Source organism: Lapidilactobacillus wuchangensis (genome assembly GCF_003946645.1).
Lineage (GTDB): Bacteria > Bacillota > Bacilli > Lactobacillales > Lactobacillaceae > Lapidilactobacillus > Lapidilactobacillus wuchangensis.
This window is the reverse complement of sequence record NZ_RHOU01000010.1, coordinates 70,937-91,082: the sequence shown is the minus strand read 5'-3', so window position 1 is coordinate 91,082 and position 20,146 is coordinate 70,937. Positions and strand designations below refer to the sequence as shown.

General features: G+C 41.9%; 16 protein-coding genes, 1 tRNA gene and 1 riboswitch. Of the genes, 4 read left to right on the top strand and 13 right to left on the bottom strand.

Annotated elements, in window-relative coordinates; genetic code table 11:
- Positions 1-489: 489 nt before the first annotated feature.
- The 3 genes from serS to EKM82_RS08850 all read right to left on the bottom strand — a co-directional run bounded on the left by serS (position 490) and on the right by EKM82_RS08850 (position 3,351).
- Positions 490-1,776, bottom strand: coding sequence for a serine--tRNA ligase (serS, locus tag EKM82_RS08860; protein ID WP_125768146.1), 1,287 nt, complete (start codon positions 1,774-1,776; stop codon positions 490-492).
- A 422-nt stretch (positions 1,777-2,198) separates the two neighbouring features.
- Complete coding sequence (locus EKM82_RS08855; protein WP_125768144.1) at positions 2,199-2,744, bottom strand: GNAT family protein; 546 nt, start codon at positions 2,742-2,744, stop codon at positions 2,199-2,201.
- 64 nt (positions 2,745-2,808) lie between these two features.
- The gene (locus EKM82_RS08850) at positions 2,809-3,351 is read right to left on the bottom strand and encodes a GNAT family N-acetyltransferase (RefSeq protein WP_125768142.1); all 543 of its coding nucleotides are present in this window, start codon (positions 3,349-3,351) and stop codon (positions 2,809-2,811) included.
- A 115-nt stretch (positions 3,352-3,466) separates the two neighbouring features.
- Here EKM82_RS08850 and EKM82_RS08845 point away from each other — a divergent pair, with 115 nt between their 5' ends.
- On the top strand, positions 3,467-4,315 hold the full coding sequence (locus EKM82_RS08845; protein ID WP_164508197.1) for an alpha/beta hydrolase: 849 nt from the start codon (positions 3,467-3,469) through the stop codon (positions 4,313-4,315).
- 2 nt (positions 4,316-4,317) lie between these two features.
- Here the strand turns inward: EKM82_RS08845 and EKM82_RS11530 are convergent, their stop codons facing one another.
- The 6 genes from EKM82_RS11530 to EKM82_RS08820 form a co-directional block, all read right to left on the bottom strand.
- Complete coding sequence (locus tag EKM82_RS11530; RefSeq protein WP_164508196.1) at positions 4,318-4,515, bottom strand: hypothetical protein; 198 nt, start codon at positions 4,513-4,515, stop codon at positions 4,318-4,320.
- A 552-nt stretch (positions 4,516-5,067) separates the two neighbouring features.
- The gene (locus EKM82_RS08840) at positions 5,068-5,664 is read right to left on the bottom strand and encodes a TVP38/TMEM64 family protein (protein ID WP_125768138.1); all 597 of its coding nucleotides are present in this window, start codon (positions 5,662-5,664) and stop codon (positions 5,068-5,070) included.
- A 240-nt stretch (positions 5,665-5,904) separates the two neighbouring features.
- On the bottom strand, positions 5,905-6,795 hold the full coding sequence (locus EKM82_RS08835; RefSeq protein WP_125768136.1) for an ROK family protein: 891 nt from the start codon (positions 6,793-6,795) through the stop codon (positions 5,905-5,907).
- Between the two features lie 112 nt (positions 6,796-6,907).
- The gene (locus EKM82_RS08830) at positions 6,908-8,551 is read right to left on the bottom strand and encodes a leucine-rich repeat domain-containing protein (protein WP_125768134.1); all 1,644 of its coding nucleotides are present in this window, start codon (positions 8,549-8,551) and stop codon (positions 6,908-6,910) included.
- 21 nt (positions 8,552-8,572) lie between these two features.
- On the bottom strand, positions 8,573-9,646 hold the full coding sequence (locus tag EKM82_RS08825) for a DUF916 domain-containing protein (protein ID WP_125768132.1): 1,074 nt from the start codon (positions 9,644-9,646) through the stop codon (positions 8,573-8,575).
- Positions 9,647-9,652: 6 nt separating this feature from the next.
- On the bottom strand, positions 9,653-10,261 hold the full coding sequence (locus EKM82_RS08820; RefSeq protein WP_125768130.1) for a hypothetical protein: 609 nt from the start codon (positions 10,259-10,261) through the stop codon (positions 9,653-9,655).
- A 484-nt stretch (positions 10,262-10,745) separates the two neighbouring features.
- Positions 10,746-10,809, top strand: a riboswitch (Fluoride riboswitch).
- 59 nt (positions 10,810-10,868) lie between these two features.
- Between EKM82_RS08820 and EKM82_RS08815 the strand changes: the two genes are divergently transcribed.
- Positions 10,869-13,157 carry an HAD-IC family P-type ATPase gene (locus tag EKM82_RS08815; protein ID WP_125768128.1) on the top strand — a complete coding sequence of 763 codons (2,289 nt, stop codon included), beginning with the start codon at positions 10,869-10,871 and terminating at the stop codon, positions 13,155-13,157.
- 83 nt (positions 13,158-13,240) lie between these two features.
- Here the strand turns inward: EKM82_RS08815 and EKM82_RS08810 are convergent, their stop codons facing one another.
- Positions 13,241-14,014 carry a class I SAM-dependent methyltransferase gene (locus tag EKM82_RS08810; RefSeq protein ID WP_164508195.1) on the bottom strand — a complete coding sequence of 258 codons (774 nt, stop codon included), beginning with the start codon at positions 14,012-14,014 and terminating at the stop codon, positions 13,241-13,243.
- A gap of 196 nt (positions 14,015-14,210) precedes the next feature.
- Between EKM82_RS08810 and EKM82_RS08805 the strand changes: the two genes are divergently transcribed.
- A tRNA-Thr gene (locus EKM82_RS08805) sits at positions 14,211-14,283 on the top strand.
- 54 nt (positions 14,284-14,337) lie between these two features.
- Here the strand turns inward: EKM82_RS08805 and EKM82_RS08800 are convergent.
- The 3 genes from EKM82_RS08800 to EKM82_RS08795 form a co-directional block, all read right to left on the bottom strand.
- Positions 14,338-15,654: a C1 family peptidase gene (locus tag EKM82_RS08800; protein ID WP_125768124.1), complete on the bottom strand. Its 1,317-nt coding sequence runs from the start codon at positions 15,652-15,654 to the stop codon at positions 14,338-14,340.
- Positions 15,655-15,828: 174 nt separating this feature from the next.
- Positions 15,829-16,032 (bottom strand): hypothetical protein, encoded by a 204-nt coding sequence (locus EKM82_RS11525; RefSeq protein WP_164508194.1) that lies wholly within the window; start codon positions 16,030-16,032, stop codon positions 15,829-15,831.
- Positions 16,033-16,456: 424 nt separating this feature from the next.
- Entirely contained in the window at positions 16,457-18,565 is a 2,109-nt protein-coding gene (locus tag EKM82_RS08795) for a KUP/HAK/KT family potassium transporter (protein ID WP_225419702.1), read from the bottom strand.
- 822 nt (positions 18,566-19,387) lie between these two features.
- On the opposite strand from EKM82_RS08795, the gene EKM82_RS08790 reads away from it, so the two are divergent.
- A complete protein-coding gene (locus EKM82_RS08790) occupies positions 19,388-20,035 on the top strand; it encodes a metal-dependent transcriptional regulator (RefSeq protein ID WP_125768122.1) in 648 nt (215 codons plus the stop codon).
- The last annotated feature ends 111 nt before the right edge of the window (positions 20,036-20,146 follow it).

Sequence of the window (20,146 nt, the reverse complement as noted above, 5' to 3'; positions counted from 1 at the left end):
TACTTGATCACAACAACCGAAGTTGTTATGAGCCCTGCACATTTTCGAAACTTTGTTCAGTTTTCAAAGATCTACCATTGTTGCAACAGCAACTTAACTATCATATCAAAGCGTTTAATCAATGTCAACAACTTTTTTCAAAACATTTTTCAACTTGATAAGCAAGTTATCAGCTCGTTTTGCAACACAAACTATCTTATCAACTTCAGGCCGTTTCGTCAACAACCAATTCAAACTCGATTTTCCTGAACAAACAGGTACTATCTCTCAAAAAGGTAAGGCTTTAAAATCAAATCGCGACCATTTCGCAAGCCATTATTTGACGTAACCTATATTTTAGCGAACAATCACTTGGTAATCTGGAAAAATGCTGCCGAAAATCACTAAAAACTTTTTGAAAAAACTGTGAAATAACGATAATTGTGCACCATTATTGGCCAAACAAAAAGATCGATTCGCAAGACGAATCAATCTTTTATGGTCAAAACATTATTTTTGTGGTGCGGGAATAACAGTTACACCATTCATATATGGTACCAATACTTCAGGAATCGTAACGGAGCCATCTTCATTTTGGTAGTTTTCCAAAATAGCTGCCACCGTCCGACCAACTGCTAAGCCAGAGCCATTTAGTGTATGCAGGTACTGCACTTTACCATTGGCATCACGGTAGCGAATTTGGGCACGACGCGCCTGGAAATCGGTACAGTTCGAGCAACTAGAAATTTCTCGGTAGGTATTCTGTGCTGGAATCCAAACTTCCAAGTCAAAAGTCTCGGCTGATGAGAAGCTGGCATCCCCAGATGATAACGCAACGACGTGATAAGGCAAATTCAACTTACGCAAAATATCTTCAGCATTATCAGTCAATTTATCAAGTTCTTTATAAGAATCTTCTGGCTTCACGTACTTAACCATTTCGACCTTATTGAATTGATGAAGTCGAATTAAGCCACGCGTATCACGGCCCGCACTACCAGCCTCTGAACGGAAGCATGGTGTCAATGCGGTCAGGTAAACAGGTAATTGCGACTCGTCTAAAATTTCATGACTATAGTAGTTAGTTAAAGGCACTTCGGCAGTTGGAATCAGCGTCAATGGTTCCCCTTCATTAACAATCGTGTAAACATCTTCGGTAAACTTAGGGAATTGGCCGGTGCCAAACATGGCATTATTGTTGACCAAGTATGGTGGTAAGACTTCTTCATAGCCTTCCTTAGCATGTTCATCAAGCATGAAGTTGTACAAAGCCCGCTCCAACTTAGCCCCTAAGCCTTTATAGTAGACAAAACGAGTCCCTGCTACTTTAGCACCACGTTCGAAATCTAAGATACCAAGGTTTTCCCCAATTTCCCAGTGTGCTTTCGGTTCAAAGTCGAATTTCCGCGGTGTCGACCATTTACGTAATTCTTGATTGTAGTCTTCATTAGGTCCAACTGGCACATTGTCAGCAGGAATATTAGGTAACCGTACTAAAATATGTTCAACTTTTTCATCTAAATCAGCCACTTCTTGGTCCATGGCCTTGATTTGACTACCGACTTCACGCATGGCTTTGATTTGTTCACTGGCATCGCCTTTAGCTCGCTTAACTTCAGCAATTTGATCAGAAACCTCATTCCGATGAGCCTTCAAATCTTCAACAGCAACAATCTTTTCCCGACGTTCAGCATCAAAAGCTAACAGTTCATCAATTTGTTCAGCAGTTACCTTCCGTGAAGCTAACTTCTCCTTGATCCAATCAGGACGTTGACGAATTAATTTCAAATCTAACATAAAATAGCACTCCTTTTTTGACATATAAAAAACCAGTCCAATCCCTAAAAGGGACGAACTGGTTACTTCGCGGTACCACCCAACTTCAAGCTAATGCTTGCACTCAACTGATTAACGACCATGCCGTGCGGTTTATATCGCCGCCCACTAGAGAATCGGAAAAGATTACCTGACAATTCACACCAACCATTGTCTCTCTGACCGTAATCAAAAAATTCTCTCAACGTGTTTATTATTACCTTAAATCTACCATCTTTTTCATAAAAAGCAAGGACAATTTACCAGAGTGTGAGGGGCGGTGGGTTTTTGGCGTAGTATAATTTCAAATATTTGCAGGAGCGGTGCAACCGATCATGCAAATATTTAAATTATACCTAGCCATTTACCGACCCTCACACGTTTCAACTCAAGCAACCAAAACCTCAGTCCTCAAGCTGATAAACAAAGGTAGCAATTCCCTTAGTCAGATCCTGATTATTGGCGGTGAAGCCACATTCTTCGAACAACTTGATCACGCGTTGGCCATCATCGCCACCATCAAAAGATGATAACGAAGCGTCAATCGTTTTAACTGACAACCGCTGCGCTAATTTGATTAGTGATTGTAACGATAGTTTGGCTAACCCGTGATTTTGATAATCAAAAAAAGCTAATTTTGAAGCTGCGCCTAAGGTTTCAAGCACCGCAATATGAATTTGCTTTTGCCAGCCATCGTAATCAAACAACAGTTGATTCTGAAAATCTGTCCGCGGCCGACCCTGAGAATCAGTATTCATCCATGGTGTATAAACAAAGATTGAGTTGGTTTTCGCCATACGTTGATCATGATGAAAATCCGTGTAAACAATGTATTGTTGAATTTGTTGATCATGTAAAGGCTCTTCGCTATTCGCACTACGTAGAACTTTTAATTCAGAGCTTTCATTAAGAACTTGCATCCGCTGCTGAAAAGGATCGTTAACTGTCATCCAATCACTCCATAACTTTTCTCTCACAAGCTAGTATATCATAGACAAACTAGTTATTGCAGCGCTATTCACTGCGGAAACGCTGCCAATCTGATGCTGTCAATAAATAATATTTTTCAACAGTTTGCTCAAAAAAATAAAAGGGCAATGTAACTTCATAACGATACTGAAAACCAATTTTCTGCAAAAAATTAGCTGATCGCTGATTATTTTCATAGTGACCGGCCCAAACCTCGCGCAATTGCAGTCTGGGGAAAGCATCATCTAGCAAAGCGGTCACTGCTTCAGTCATGTAACCTTTGCCCCAAGCTGATTGCAACAGCAAGAAACCCAACTCGCGGGTCGCATATAAATCACTTTTAGGATCAACGGTACGCTCGCTAAGTTCAACTAAGCCAAGCTTCTGCTGAGTACGCTGCTCAACGATCAAATAGCTCTCCGAACGTTTCTGATAAACATGCAATATCTGCTTGCCTTGCTCTTCGTTTTGAATCTTTGCAAAGCCGGCTGTTTGATGATAAAGTGGCGTTGTTCCTAAGGTTTCAATAAAATCCAAATCAGTTTCATTGAAGCGTCGTAATAAAAGACGTTTTGTTGTTAAATTCATACTTTAAACCTCAATATTTATTCAGAAATAGTAACTATTAGCACGCATTTTATTAACAGCTGCTTCCTGTATTCTACTATATTAATGAAAAATAATGACTAAAGGAGTGTTTGATTTGTTAAAAAAGGAAATCGCCTTACCATTGGCACCACATCAAGATGGTCAACCAATCCAATTGACCGGCTTCATTCACGAACCTGGCCCCTATTTACCTGAGCAAAAATGGCCAGCAATTTTGTTCATTCCTGGTGGTAGCTTAACGCATATTGAACCGGATATTGCCACCAATGTTTGCCTTTCCTTCTATAATCAAGGCTTTAATGCCTTTTTCATGGACTATCATTTCCTTACTGATCAACAGCCACCATTAATGCCCCAGCCCATCATTGATCTGGCCACTGGTTTAGACTGGTTACACACCCATGCTGCGGAATATTACCTCGACGACCAGAAAATTGCCTTAATGGGCTTCTCCATCGGTGGATTGTTGGCTAGCCTGTTAGCAGATTTACCTTACAAAACTGATTTCATCCAACGTTACCATTTAGAAAACTTACAGTTAGCTAGCCAAGCCTTGATTCTCGGCTATCCCGTCACTGATTTAACCGCCGGCTGGCCGCACACTGCTGCTGAACTGCCACCAATTACGAATAATCCTGATGATTATCAAGCCATGAATTGGCTAACAGCTCAGCACTGTCCAACTTTCGTTTGGAATACGGCCACTGATGGTGCTGTCCCCGCCGACAATTCCATCACTTACGTCGCGGCTTTACAAAAATTAGGCGTTTCCGTTGAATATCATCTTTTCCATCAAGGCCCTCATGGTATGGCCTTGGCAGATCTGCGGACTGCCCGCATGAATACTCACGTTGACCCTCACGTAGCTCATTGGCAGACGCTTGTTCATGAATGGTTGCGCGAGGTGCTGGCCATTCAATCGCCATTTAATGAAGCAGATTAAGTTTATTGCAAGCCAAACCAAAAATATCGTGAAGATGCTGAAACAGAACAAGTTCTGACTCCATTGCGGGCTTGCTGGTTGTGGAACGCTGCCGGCATCGATTTGAACCAATTGAAAACCACAATTGTTTCAAATACGAGCCTTTGTCTAACCGCTGAAGCGACAAGACAAATTTGGCGGCTGACAACCACGCCCTCCATTCCGTCTGGAGTTGAGTTAGTGCACTTCATTGTTATTAGCACTTAACACAGTAATAGTGGTGAGATGCATCAACTCATTTCAATCAGTAGTAATAGTCGAATAGTAACAAAAAAGCGGTGTGACAACTCTCTTTTTCAGTAGAGATTGTCACACCGTATTTTTGTATTACCACAATCTGGTTTGGTACTCAGTTTTGTTAGTTTCATCAGATGAACTGGCGATCGACGGCAAGCTCCACTAGTGCTGCCTTGTTATCAGTCAAATATTAAGTAGTCCAAACTAGCTCAAAACGCAGTGAAGGCCGCCGGGTTGCCAGCCAAGTGCACTTTCTTTGCGTAGGAGCTTGCGAGAAGCAGCCAAATTCTTCTTGCTGCTTTAGCAGTTAGAAGAAGACTTGTATTTGAGATTGTTGCGCAGCAATAAGCTCAAATCAATGTCGGCAGCGTTCCACAACCCGCCGGCCGCAACGGAGTTGTCCACCATTCTGCTTAAAACCAGTTCAATTGAAGGAGTCTTGACACTTTGTATGCCAGATACAATCAACCCAACAATTATTTCAGCAAATGCACTAACCACTGACCGCCGTATAACAGGGCATAGCTATAGGCGGCAATCGTAAATGGTTTCAAGAAGATAATAATCATTGAAAACTTTTTCCAAGACATATTGGTCAAGCCAGCCAGCATTACCAAAATATCATCTGGTGCCACTGGCATGAAAATTGCTAGTGCGAAGAACCAATTAAAGGCTTTTTGATTCTTGGTTTTACCAATATAACGATCGTAAGCCTTCTTCGGTACCACGTGCAGAATGAAATCTTGACCATAACGCCGCGCCAAGAAAAAGGCAGCGAAGGATCCTAAGGCAATCCCAACGTAATTGTAAATAAATCCTTGCAATGGTCCGAAAAGCAAGACCCCGACCACGGTGCTGATCCCGCCAGGAATGATGGGAATCACCACTTGGATAATTTGAATCAAAATAAATAAAAATGGGCCTGCGATTTGACGTTGTTGAATGTAACTATGCAAAACTTGTTGATTTTGAAATAGGCCGAGCTGCCACCAATAAATCGTTAAGGCAATGATACCTGCCATTGACAGCGCCGTCGTCGTATTAATTAGTCGCCGACTTGTTTGCGTACTCATGTAAGTTCCTCCTAAATAAGAAACAACAACCACGAATTCAGTAATCTTTAATGTAAATCGATTATAGCAAGCCCAACTTCAAAGTGCATTATTTTTACCTAACGCTAAGCGAACATTTTTGTCACGTCTGGTTTAAGACGCTGATTGTCCGCTATTTCTGGTTGTGATCGTTATCAAAAAAGGCCAATCCTCTTCTGAGAATTAGCCTTTTTTCAATTGATATGCTGTTTTTTAAGAAAATTAGTTTAATTCAATTTCTGGATTCCAATCGGCGAAATTCTTGACGGCGCCAATCAAGTTAGCGTCATTCGAGAAGCGGCTAACTTGGATATCAACCACTGGTTCAGGTAAATCAGCCCACTTCAACAGATTGCTGACCTGTTTTGTCAAAATGACTGGCAAATCTTTCCGAGCAGAAACGCCACCAGCTAAAATAATCCGTTCAGGATTGAAGCTACTGATCAGGTTAAATAGCGCAATCGCATTGTAATGATAGAACTTGTCCAACTCAGCTTGAGCTAACTCATCCCCAGCCGCGGCCAAATCGAAAACCTCTTTGCCACTGACAGGTTCCTTTTGACTTTGCTCATTATAGCGAGCAGCCATTCGGACAACGGTTCCCACGGTACTCCAAGTTAATTCGGGGCCAACTTTCATGAAACCAAATTCGCCACCGACCAAGTTTTTGCCACGAACTAATTGATGATTCATAATTACTGAACCGCCAACGCCAGTGCCTAACGCAATCACCAAAGCGCTGTCCACGTCACGGGCACTGCCTTGCCATAACTCAGCCAGAGCGGCGCTGTTAGCATCGTTTTCCATGGCGATTGGTAAACCATCGAACATTTCTGAAAATGCAGCTTTAATTGGGAAATGATGAATGTAAGGAATCGCGCTTTTACCGCGGATTTCACCTTTTTCATTATCGACCACACCAGGTAATGAGAAGGCCACGCCTTGAACGTCACCAGCAGTTGGCTTTAATGCTTCATAAGTCGATTTTAAATTGGCCTGCATTTCTGGCCAAGTCTTAGGTGTGACAAAAGAACCATGCTGACTTAATTTATTTTTATCCCAAACGCCATATTTTACACTAGTACCACCGAAATCAAATACAATAACTGACATGATTTGCCTCCAAATAATAATTACGAATGTCTATACTTTTGATTTTACCATGAATACGCTGGGATTGTTAGCGGTTTATTCACGAAATCAACCGTAAATTCTTCCGTGCGATTTATTGAGGATTAGTGACAGTGTTACTGATTTGCCAAGTGATGACGTTGTGATAAGTGGCGCCGGCGGTGATGTTGGCGCGCTCAACATCATTAATAGCCAATGTTACTGATTTCGTCGCTAAGGAAGCAGTCTGAGTTTTGCCAGTCGTATTAGCAGTTAAAATAGTCGCATCATTGGTCAGCGATAATTGCTGCTTAGGAAACACGAGCGTCAATTGCCCTGAAAAACTATCATTGGCAGTCGTTGTCCATTGGGAAATTGCCGCTGTTAATTGCGTATTAGTAGGTAAAGAGTAACTTACAGTTAACACGTCAGTACTATTGGTTTGACCGACGTCCAAGTCCAAAGGTGCAAAAGTCAGCGCGGTGGAAACATTTAACTGACTCGTGACATCATCAAAACTGCCGCCAGCCGCTTCTTTTAGCCGTGCTAACAAATCAGGATCTAAGTCATCATGAGTTCGAGCGATAATATTAGCCGCTTCTTTACTAACCAAGCCTTGATCAAGTAACTGCTTAATCGAATCTTCATCTAATTGTGGTGCTAAATTCTCGACCAACTTAGTATTAGGGGGATCGTTTAGTTTAAGTGCCTGATCAATCAGTGTATTGACACCGTTATTACTTAAAGTGATCGTACTAGGACTACTGTTCATTAAATCAATTAAATTTCGGATCGTGTTACCATCATTACTTAACTCACTGTCACTCATGTCTGCAGATCCACCATTACCGGCAACACTACGTAAGGCGTTAAGCAAATCACCGAAAACTTGCTGAACATTATTACCAGATAAATCTAGTGTGTTAACCGTGGCTAGCATGTCGCCCAAAGAGTTATTCCAACTTAATTCAGTCATGCTGTTATTTGATAGATCTAGTTTAGTAATCTTTTGGTCCGTGGTCGTACTAAACAAAGTATTCGCTAATGGGTAGGCACTCAAATTGGTTAAATTATTACTGCCAAGTTTTAATTCAGTCAGCGCTGTTAGGCGATTTGTTTGTAGCAGTGACAGCAGAAATTGTGCTGTATTTGAATCAGTAATCTCTGAAGTGACACCAGTTAAATCCACAATTTTGGCAGCCCTGGCACTAGCAATAATCTGCATTAAGAAATTAAAACCAAAATGACGGCCCGCACCATCGATTATTATTGTTTTGGTCGTCAGCGACCCACTGGCCCCTGTTACTAAACCCGCTTGATCATCATTAGCTTTAAACGCACCATCAGCAATACTGTATCCATTAGCACTATCGTTATTGCTCAATAATGATTTGACCCAATCAGATACAATGCTTGAGGTGGTTGACGTATAACTACCATTAGCCTGTTTCGCTCTTTCTGCCAAGCTAATTGTCGTTAATTTCTCCACATCACCAATTGTAAAATTACTCGGTGTCTTCCCGGCGGCTGCTGGTGTCTGACCATCGCTTTGTAGACTATTGTCAAGAATGACTTGGATGATGGTCGGTGGAATATTATAGTCAGTTAATAAATTGGCTTCGTAATCATTCGTGGCCGCTAAAACATGGTCACTACCAAAAAAAGACGTCCTGACACCGCCAATATTCAGCATCATCAACGTGGTTAACACGATCAGCGCTGATTTTACGAATGATATTAAGTTGATTGAACGTCTCATTTATTCACCTACTTTAGAGAATTACTTGGGGTGACGTTTTTTACTATGCCAAATATAAATTAAAAGACCGATGATAATCAGAATCAATAAGGTGACGCCAGCGATAATCGCATAAATCAGCCAACGATAACCGCCACTTTTCGCCTTAGTAATCTCTCGGTTCAACTTGCGAGCTTGCTGCTTCGTGAGTACCACTTGATTCGTTGCTTGTTGGCGATATTGGTAATGTTGTTGATTACCGGCAAGATAATCACCTTGCTGATTCTTGACATAATATGCGGTCGTTTTTACTTGATAAGTACCTGCTGGAACTTTCTCTGGCAAAGCTAACCGATAATAAAAGTGCGAGTTCGGCGCCATTTGCAGATTAGAGGTCGTCTTCCGATAAACTTTTTTAGTGGCTAAATTCGTTGCTACTTGCTCAATCCGCAATTGATTAACAAAAGTCGGACTGGGATTATTCACACGAATCTGTAGTTGATTGCGATAATCAACTTGCAGAATTTTGCTAGTCGTCAATTGCAGCATGGGGAGCCAGGTTTTATTCTCATTGCGAGCAATTACTGGTACCGCATAGCTAAATCGATTGGTAATGCCAATCTGACCTTTTTGTGTTTTAACTGGTGCACTAGGTGATGTTAAAACAAGGCCACCTGCAATAATACCGTTATATTTTTGAGCGGGCATTTCCAATTTTGCAGTGTAGATAACGGAACTATTAGCCGGAATAACAATACTTTTATCACCTTTAATTAACTTGGCAACATCATAGGCCAAAGTTTGGTCCTTTTTTTGACTCATCGAGTAATCAAGTACACCATTGTTACTTGTCTGCATTGATGCAGGATTAATATTGACTTGAACCGACTTATTTGTGACATTCTTTAATTTAATTTTTAAGATTGTTTCTGAACCAGCACTCGCAATAAAATCAAAATAGCCTTTTGCTTGCGGCCGCTGATTTGCTGGAGTGATAGGTACAACTTGAAATGCTAGACCACTTGCTTGGATAACTGTTGGTTTGAAAAAGAAACTACCAATGAGTAGTAAACCTAATACCATTAGTAGTTTCTCGATAAATTTAATTTTTTTCATTGAATATTAATCACCAATAACAGTTGTTGAAAGTTGCCAGTCAATTTGATTAGTATACTTATCTGGATTTACAAATGCACCTTGATCAATCTTCATTGAAACAGCTGGAGTAATATCTGTGATGCCTTCATGACCAGAAGTATAACTTATTAAATCTGTGCTTAATTTATCAATTTTATTATTGCCATCACCAACAACCGAAATTGTAGCTGCCGCATTCATTAAGTCATTAGCGGTACCTGTACTGTCCTTCCACTGACCTATTTTTGCTTGCAGCGTCCAGGTATTACTACCAGCCGCCGTTCCGGTGCCTCGATAATCCTCGACTTTTCCGGCTAATATCGTATCCTCGGAAGTAAAACCATCAGAAGCAATCTTTTTGATATCAGTTGACCCAAAATCTATACTATCAGGCATGCTATACAAACTAATTGTGCCAGCCTTAATCGTTACCGATGTATCCGTACTTGCTGTTAACTGAGTGTCATCTTTGGTATCAGCACTCGTTGGATTAGGCGTCGCAGTTGAAGCCTGTGCCACACCAACCTTGCCAACAAGCCCCAAAGCCAATAACCCCGCAGCCAAAGTGGTTAATAAAGTGCTACTCTTCTTCATGATTTTGATCTCCTTATTATGTATTCATGATTTAGATTGAATATTAATATTCAATAAGCTAAACCACATTGTAGCATCTTTAATTTATAATAACAATACGGTTTTACTATACAGATAATAACTATTGTCTAAATTTTGTGTATTGTAATCAGACTAATTTTATATAACATCCAAATGAATGATTTTTCGCTGAAAAGATTGTTGCAGCAAGCAATCCCTTTCAATAAAGTGTGTAAATCAGCCTTCATTTCCAATTGCAATAGCCGTAAATTATTCAGATTATATATAACATGTTCAAATCACAAATTAGTCTGACGTTAATCAGAGCAGTTTCAAAATCAACGCTCTTGATTTTAAATGATCATAGTAATAATTAATAATTTCCACCTCATTATTTATCCTTGTTCTAATCATGCCGCTTTGAAAAATTGCTGGTAGTTTAGCCTGATTGCATCAGCAACTATTTTGTCGTACAATCGGGTTAAAGTGAATTGGCGATGACGTTCGCCGCAATAATTGCTCGGCAATTTGATGACGTCTACTGACTAGGTTATTTTTATCTAACCTAGTTGGTAGACGTCTTTTATTTTAAGGAGGAAATTTAATCATGCATCAATCAGTTGAATCCAAAGAACCAGACGGCCTAACGACAACTGCAGTCACCAAACAATTTCAAAAGGACGGCCCTAATGAGGTCGCGGAGCCGGCATTTAACTTTCGCCACGCGATTATTCGTCGCCTTTGGGAACCATCAGCTTGGATTCTCGAAGCTGCCTTAATCCTCGAATTAATCCTCGGCAAGCAAATTCAAGCAAGTTTTATCCTATTACTATTATTATTTGCTGCTGTTGATGGCGCCATTCAAGAACGGCGCGCTAGCACAGTGTTGCATTCCCTATCACACCAATTAACGCCAACAGTTGCTGTTAAACGCGATCACCAATGGCAAAAATTACCCGCACCAGAATTAGTCATTGGCGACCTAATCAGTCTTAAGCGCGGCGACATCATCCCCGCTGACGTCCAGTTACTCAACCAAAACTTAGAAATCGACGAAAGTTCAATTACTGGGGAAGCTAAGGCTGTAACCCATCAGCCTGGCGAAACTGCTTTTGCTGGCACCACCGTTCTTAACGGCGACGGATTAGCTACAGTGACGGCAACTGGTCAGCATAGCCGTTCTGGCAAGACGATTAGCTTGATTAATCATTCTCGTCGGCAAGGTCATCTGCAAATTCTCCTTGGCAAAATTATTAGTTGCTTGGCGATCCTAGACTCAATATTAGCGGTGATTTTAATCATTGCTTCCTTAATTCGCGGCGAAAACATCATTGAAATGTTGCCATTTCTAGCCATGCTATTTATTGCCACCATTCCGATTGCGATGCCCTCTAGCTTCGCCGTGGCTAACTCTGTCGAAGCAAATGTCCTGAGCAAGCAACAAATTCTGGTCAGCGATCTAGTCGGCATTCAGGAAGCTGCTAATTTAAATTTATTATTGGTTGATAAAACCGGAACGATTACCACTAATAAATCAACGGTGCTGGCGTTCCACAACTTTTCAAATTATGCTGATCGAGTTCTTTTACAAGCTGCTTTAAGCGCCACCGACCAGCGTCATCAAAGCGTGGTCGACCGGGCCATTATTCAATATGGTCAAAAGCAGCACCAAGTTGCGCTGCCAACCGTTAAATTCGTCCCTTTTGATGCAAGCGTTGGTTATTCTGAAAGTCATTTGAATGTTGACCAACAAACACTTGATGTTAAGTTAGGCTCATTTAAACGGCTTAGCGCACTCGCCAAAACGCCAATCAAATTACCGGCACAAATTGATTTACGTCAGGGCCGTTCAGTAGCAATGCTAATTAATGATGAATTTGCCGGCCTGTTCCTACTGCAAGATCCACCACGCGCCGATAGTGCCGCCGCCATTCAAGAAATTCAGCGCCGCGGTGTTAAAGTTATCATGTTAACCGGTGATAATCAGCAGACAGCCGCCGCCCTTGCACCAAATGTTGGTCTTGCTGGCAAAGTGATTTCTTTTAACGGTTTAGCAAGTTTGGCTAACCTTCAAGAAATTTCCGGAATTGCTGACGTAGTTCCTGAAGACAAGTTAGCGATTGTCAAAGAATTCCAAAAACAAGGCGATATTATTGGTATGACCGGTGACGGCGTTAATGATGCGCCAGCCTTGAAACAAGCCGATGTAGGTATTGCTGTGGAAAATGCCGTTGATTTGGCCAAACGTTCAGCAAGTATGGTGCTTTTAACTGCAGGTCTTCAGCCAGTCATTGAAATTCTTGATAGTGGTCACCGCGTTTATCAACGGATGATGACTTGGACGATCACCAAGTTGGCGCGGACCGCTGAATTAACTATGCTGCTAGTATTTGGTTACCTATTTCTCGGCTATATTCCCTTAACCCTGAACGCAATGGTCTTAGTCGCCATCTTAAATGATCTAGTCACCTTAGTCTTAGGTACCGACAACACTACAATTACGTATCAACCAGAAAAATGGCGGCTGGCTCAGCTGAGCAAATCAGCGAGTATTCTAGCTGTTGGTTGGACTGCTGTTGGTTTTGGTATCTTATTCTGGCTGCATAATCAAGGTCTGCCCATGGGCCAAGTCAGCACAGCCCTGTATTGCTATTTGATTTTCAGTGCGATGTTGACTATCTTCATGACCCGCACCAAGAAATTCTTCTGGCAAAGTAAACCAAGTAACGCGGTCATTGCGGCAACGACTACCAATATTGTTTTAAGCATTATTCTGGCCTTGACCGGCTGGGGCGTAACTGCAATTTCATTTTTCTTACTATTAGAAGTCATGGGGCTCACTCTAGCAACAGCCTTAGTGCTGGCCTTATTGCAAAAAGCCTGGCAACAGAATTAAAAATTTACCGAAAAAAAACACGTTGACTTCAAAGCCAGCGTGTTTCTTTTTGCTTTTGATTTGCCGCACAAATTTGTAATGAATCATTCTTTTAAAATTCGCTGAGTCGTTAACAATCGAAAGCAATAGCGCTCAGTCACAGTCAGTTTTTGCTTGACTAACGCTGCTTGTAACCGTTGATGCGCCAGCGCCATTTTTTCAGCCGTCATTTCTGGATAGGTGGTTAAATAATCATTCGCTTCGGCCGTACTCAAAACTTCGGTTGTTGCAAAATTGAAATCATGGGCCAGCCAAGGGGCGAAATCTGGCAAATTTTGTTGCTGATAGGCGGCCATCAGTGCGCGATTAGCTTCCGGGCGCTCCGGCGGCAAGGCTAACTCATTTAATAAAGGCGTGAAAAAGTCATCTTCCACACTGACCAGCCTGAAAATCAGGAATCGTTCCGTGGCCAATTGGGCTATTTTTGCTAAATCTGATGGTGCAACATCTGGTAGCATGCTCATAAAAACAACTGGGTATTTTCGACCACTTTTAACCAGCGCTTGCCAACTAGTTTGCTGAAATGTTAAAAGTTCTGGCTGCGCTAATTCTAACCGGCGCTGCTGCAGAATCGCTAACATGGCGGCTGAAAAATCAGCAACCGCCACCTTCACACCCAGCCTAACTAAAGGCACTGCAAACCGGCCGGTACCACCGCCTAAATCCAGCAGTGACTGTTGCTGATGCGGTAATAAATCCTGCTGTTGCAAATACGTGATCACCGCTGAGACATATGGCACTTGGCTAGCCTGCTCGCCAGCATAATAATCGGCGGCAAAATCATCCCAATCCTGCTGCGCCTCAGTTAATTTATCCATTGGCTTCCCCTTCGAATCCATTACTCAATCTACCGTCATCTTACCAAAAATAGCATTTGAATGTTGGGTAAAGCTTGTTCGCTCGAGCAAATGATGACAGTGCGGCGACAATAACGTTTGCACACCAATACTGGCCATAAAACGATTGACAAGCCTGCAATTTTTCGGTAACCTATATCTTGTGCGATAAAACAGTGCCACTTTAGCTCAGCAGGTAGAGCACCACCATGGTAAGGTGGGGGTCGCCGGTTCAAATCCGGCAAGTGGCTTAAATAGTAAACGAGTCATTCAAAATGGATGGCTCGTTTTTTAAGTTCTTACGCTTACATCAAACTATCCCAAGCCGGCAACAGTACTGGCTCGCTATCAGCAGCGGCAATTTCTTCATCAGTTAAATATTTGCGTTGAACCACAACCTCATAGCTGTAATCTTCAAACCAGTCGTCGCTCATGACGAAATAACCATCGGCGCCATTCTTAACGCCCCAACTGTTCTCAACTTTCCATTTAGTTGGTTGGTCATCAATCAGATCAACGCCAGTTAACGTCATGGCGTGGGTCACTTCCGCCTCACCTAATCGGAATCGATCGGCTTTGTTCAAACTCAAATCGACACCAAATAAAGCGTCTTTTTGATATAGCTGCGAATCTAACAAACCTTCCTTGCGATTCACTTGTTTACCAACATCATTACCAAACCAAACTGTCTCGCCAGCTTTTAATTGGGCAATCGCCGCCCGCCGCAAACTAGCCATAGGCATATTCGTGAAAATAATTGGCAAGCCACCAACCACATTTTCTTCAGAAGCTAACCGGTAAGCTTGATTGTAGGCCTTGTCAGGAGCATTGGTCAAAACCACATAATCATTGAGATTCATCTTGAAATACTTCTCAAAGAAAGTTGTTGGTGTTAAGTCCTGATCCAAATGATAATTTTTGTCATCATCACGATATTCCAAATCAAATTGTACGGGTGGCTCGCCAACAGCAATCGCCGTCATCCGATAAACTTCTTGCAATAATTTCTGACGCCGGGCCGTTATTTCGCCAGTAGTGGCACCATTATTTTTTAACTCGCGTAAAGTTAAAGCATCGCGCCGTAACTTCAAGTTCAATGCTTCAGCGAAACCAGCCGTTGCTTCAGTATTGAAGGTTTCGGGCATGACTTCTTTGGGCACAACACCATATTTCGCCACTAAACTAGCCGCCATCGCCCACTGACCACCATCATCACCAGGCATGCTTAAATAAAAAGCCACTTCCCGATCATCAGTTGGCCGATCCGCCGTACGAATAATATTGTCATAATAAATATTTGCCCGTTCAATTTTATCCCAGAAATAAAGATAAGACTGTGACAATTCAAAGTCCTTCACTTTATTATCGATTGCAAATTGATGGCGTAACGTATTCAACAAGGAGAACAACCAGCAGCGACCACTTTGCTTCTGATTGCTAACTTTACCAGTGGGAACTTCCACTGAAAAAGTATGATTTAATTTTGCTGCCGCTTCAGGATTGTAGCTTGCTTCCAAAACACCGTTGCGCATCGCCGCATGCTGAATTGGTTTAACATGCTGGTCGTGGGCAAATTCGTCACGGAAAGCTGCTAATTGTGCTTGTGTTAGTTCATGTGCCATTGCCAAGACTCCTTCATTCATTGTTATGACAAGCATTATAACACAATTAGTCTATTCTGATTGCTTCTAAGTACGGGCTCGTAAAAAATCAAGAAAAGCGTTGAAACAGAATTGGTTTTGACTGCATTCCGGGCTTGCTGGTTGTGGAACGCGGCCGGCATTGATTTGAGACAATTAAAGAACAAGGACCAAAACCATTAAAAAGCAGCAAAGGTGTATAAACAGAATTTGGTCTGACGCCATTACGGGCTGCTTGTCGTGGAACGCGGCCGACACTGATTGATGCCAATTACAAACCAAATTGTCATCAATACAGGTCTTATTGTAAGTGCTAAAGCACCAACAATAATTTGGCGGCTGACGACAAGATCCCTCCATTCCGTCTGGAGTTGAGTTGGCACCCTTTATCGTTGTTAGTGATTAAGTCAATCATAGTGGAATAGTTCCACTGAATGGTTCAAATTGTCATCACACATAAAAAATAATACCAAAAAAGTCTATCTGACAGTTTCTGGTTTTATCCAGAAAAGTTGTCAAACAGACTCATTAGTTTACACCAATTTGTTTTTTCAATTAGTGGTGCTCAGTTCTGTTAGTTAATACAGGTGGTGGCTAGGCGATTGGCGTCAGCTGTGAAATTATTCTTGGCGATTTATCGCTTAGAATAAGCCTCGTATTTGAGATTGTTGCGCTAGCAATAAGCTCAAATCGACGGCCACAGCGTTCCACGCCCTCTAAATCGCCCAGCCACCACCACTTCAATTGGGGAAGTCTTGGCACTAGCAATACTAAACCAACAAGACTATTGTTCGTAAGGCTTTTCGTTCATTTTTGGCATCTGATGTTTGGTTGGTTTCGCCTCATCAGCTGCTTTATGTTCCTCGATTTGTTCTTGGACCGCCCGTTTCGACATATAAGTCAAATTAGGTTTATGTGCCTGACCTAAAATCAACGGCACTTTCTCGACGACAACGTCAGAGAACTCAAGGCCAAACCAAGAAGCAGGGTTACTCGTAATATTCTGCAACCCAACCCGCAATTGGATCATTGTGCGTTCGTAAGATTTAATATGTGTTTGTGGTGAGATAACATCTTGGACAATGACGAAACTAAAGTCACCGACATCACGCCCAACAATTGTCGTGTATTTCTTTGGTTGCGGATCGATTTGACCACGCTCAATCATTTCATGAACAATGGCCCGCAGATAAACGTTGACCCGCTGTTCCCGCCGGAAACCCAGATAAAGCTGGACGTTGATTACATTACGGGTACCTAAAGTATCTACCGTGTATTCGGCTGTGTATGGTTCATCAGTCACATTGACTGTTACAAACCAGTAAGCCTTGGCCCGTTTTGGCCGTTTATCGAGAATCGAATACATCATTTCCCGTTTAATCCGATTGCCAGGCTTAACTTTTGCCATATAAACAACATTATCACTATAAATTGGCAACGAATCGTCATTGCTCAAACGGCTCAATTGGTCTTTGTAATCATCTAAGCTCACATAAGCGGACCGGAATTCTTCGTGATCACGAACTCGGTTACCATTGTACCAAATATACATCGTGAACAAGATCAAGCCGGCGATAATCGCAGTGACATAGCCACCATGAACAAACTTGACTAACGAAGAAATTAAGAACATGCCTTCAATTACACCGAAGAAAATAACCATTGCCAGGGCAAAAATCTTTTTGACATGAATCTGGCAAAGATATTGGTACAAAAGCAAGGTGGTCATTAACATCGTGACTGTAATGGCCAAGCCATAAGCTGCTTCCATGTGTGAAGAAGTTTGGAAGTAGAAAATAATGGCAATGCAGGCCAACCAAAGAATCTTGTTAACTAAAGGAATATAAATCTGACCATGTTTCTCAGTTGGATAAATAATTTTCATTCTTGGGAAGAACTTCAAACGAACAGCTTCGGAAACCAAAGTGTAAGAACCAGTAATCAACGCTTGGGAAGCAATAATTGCGGCTAATGTTGCTAAAACAATCCCGACTAACCGCCATTCACCAGGCAGCATTTCGAAGAATGGATTAAAAGTCGCATCTTGTAAATATTTGGCGTTATTGGCATTCTGCATTACCCAAACGCCTTGCCCCAGGTAATTCAACATCAAGCTCGTGAAAACAAAGGGCCAACTGCCTAAAATATTAACTCGGCCAACATGACCAACGTCTGAATACAAGGCTTCAGCACCAGTTGTCGCCAAGAAGACACTACCGAGGATAAAAACGCCAACGTGATTATCTTTACTGAAGAACAGCAAATCAATGGCGTAATAAGGATTCAATGATTTTAGAATTGAGAAGTCGCCGGCCATATGAATGAAGCCAACCACACCCAAGAACATAAACCAGATAAACATGACGGGACCAAACGCCCGGCCGATCACACTCGTCCCAAAGCGCTGAATCAGAAAAAGGAACGAGAGAATCACAATCGTGATGACAATGACTTGCTGCTGGGTATTCACCATTTCCAGGCCATGGAAATTAATCCCCTTCAGCCCTTCAATCGCGGTAGTTACTGTTACTGCTGGGGTCAACATCCCATCAGCGAGCAAAGCCGCACCGCCAATTAATGCTGGGTAAATCAGCCACTTTTTACGGCGTCGGACTAAGGCATAAAGTGAGAAAATCCCACCTTCACCATGGTTCGTTGCCCGTAAAGCAATCAAGACATATTTAATTGTGGTTAATAACATCACTGTCCAGAAAATCAGTGAAATACTACCAATGATCATTTCTCGAGAAGCGGTATTTAAGCCACCGTTATCGCTAATAATCGTCTTCATAACGTATAACGGTGAAGTCCCGATATCGCCGTAGACAATACCGATCGTAATCAGTAAGCCGGCCAGCGACATCTTACTTCGCTTTTTCGCATTTAAACGCATGTAACTCTCCTCCAAGTAAAATGTAAAAGGTCAGTGAAACTGTTACTTAACCCTTTGCCATTAAAAAAAGCCCTATCTTATCAAGTGCCACGTCACGTCATCTTTTATCGAAAGATTCAGGTCAACCCGACACCCACAAAACTAAGCCAATGCCGCTACTTTACAAGACTATTGGGTAACTGTCAATAGGAAAGATAAGAAAAAATTAAATTTAATCTAAGGAACTTGTTAGACCAAGTCTTTCCAGTTAACGCTATCTTAGCATACTTCAGGCTTTAATTCTAAACCGGTCGTTTTAACGTAATCTACCAATGTTCAGTCGATGAATTTGGCACTGCTAACTAGCTACTAAATAGTTAGCAATTGCAGCTTTAACATAGTCGTAAAACAGAATGGCGTCTGACTCTGTTCCGGGCTGCTTGGCGTGGAACGCGGCCGACGTTGATCTGAGCCAATTAGAAACCAAATTGTCTCAGATACAAGTCTTGTACTAAGCGGTAAACCGCTAAGAACAATTTGGCGGCTGACGCCAAGATCCCTCCACTCCGTCTGGAGTTGAAGTGTGTCACTTTATTTTTGCCAGCATTCAAGGCAGCAATTGTAGAATTGTCCTCAACGTTGGACTTCTAGCACAACTTCAACTATTCCACCTAACACCAGCTTTGACGGTTCATTACTTTTATGCGTATAAAAGTAATTCGATTTATAATTTATAAATAGGAAACAAACCAATTATCGACCTACTTAAATCGGGAAAGATAGGCTATAATATAAGTTAGAATGTTTGTTTTGCCAATTAGTAAACTTATGGAGGTTGGCGCAATGTCACCAAGTCAGGAAAATTATCTCAAAGCCATCTATGAACTTAGTCATGATCGGCGGAAAATTACCAATAAGAATATTGCTGACATTTTACAGGTCAGTGCGCCCTCAGTCACAGAAATGCTCACTAGTTTGGCGAAAGAGGAATTGGTGAGTCACACACCTTATAATGAAATTTCACTGACTGAAAAAGGCCGCGAGATTGCCACAACTTTAGTCCGGCGGCATCGTATTTGGGAAGTCTTTCTCCACGACAAACTTAATTACAATATCGGCGAAGTCCACGAAGCTGCTGATGTGCTGGAACACACCACTGACGGCATGCTGATCTCGCGGCTGAATACTTTCCTTGATGATCCCAAACGTTGCCCACATGGTGGTTTAATTCCCGGCAATGCGCCAATGACCGATCAAAGTGATCTGGTACTCGTCGATACGCCTGATGGTGAAACGGTCCAAGTGAAACGGGTCATCGATAACCATGAGTTCCTGATGTACTTTGAAGGCTTGAACTTAGCCCTTGGTACTGAAATTACGATTCTGCGCCACGAACCATTCGAAGGACCCATCGTAATCAAGACCAGCGATGATCGTGAAATTCCGATTAGCTTTAAGGCAGCTAGTTATATTTTCGTGACTGCTGTTTAAATTCATTATAGAAAGAAAGGGGCAGCATTCAAATTGAATGCTGCCCTTTTTTTGATCCCTATTATGACAAATAAAAAACCAACTTCAAGATTGAAGTTGGTTTTAATTATC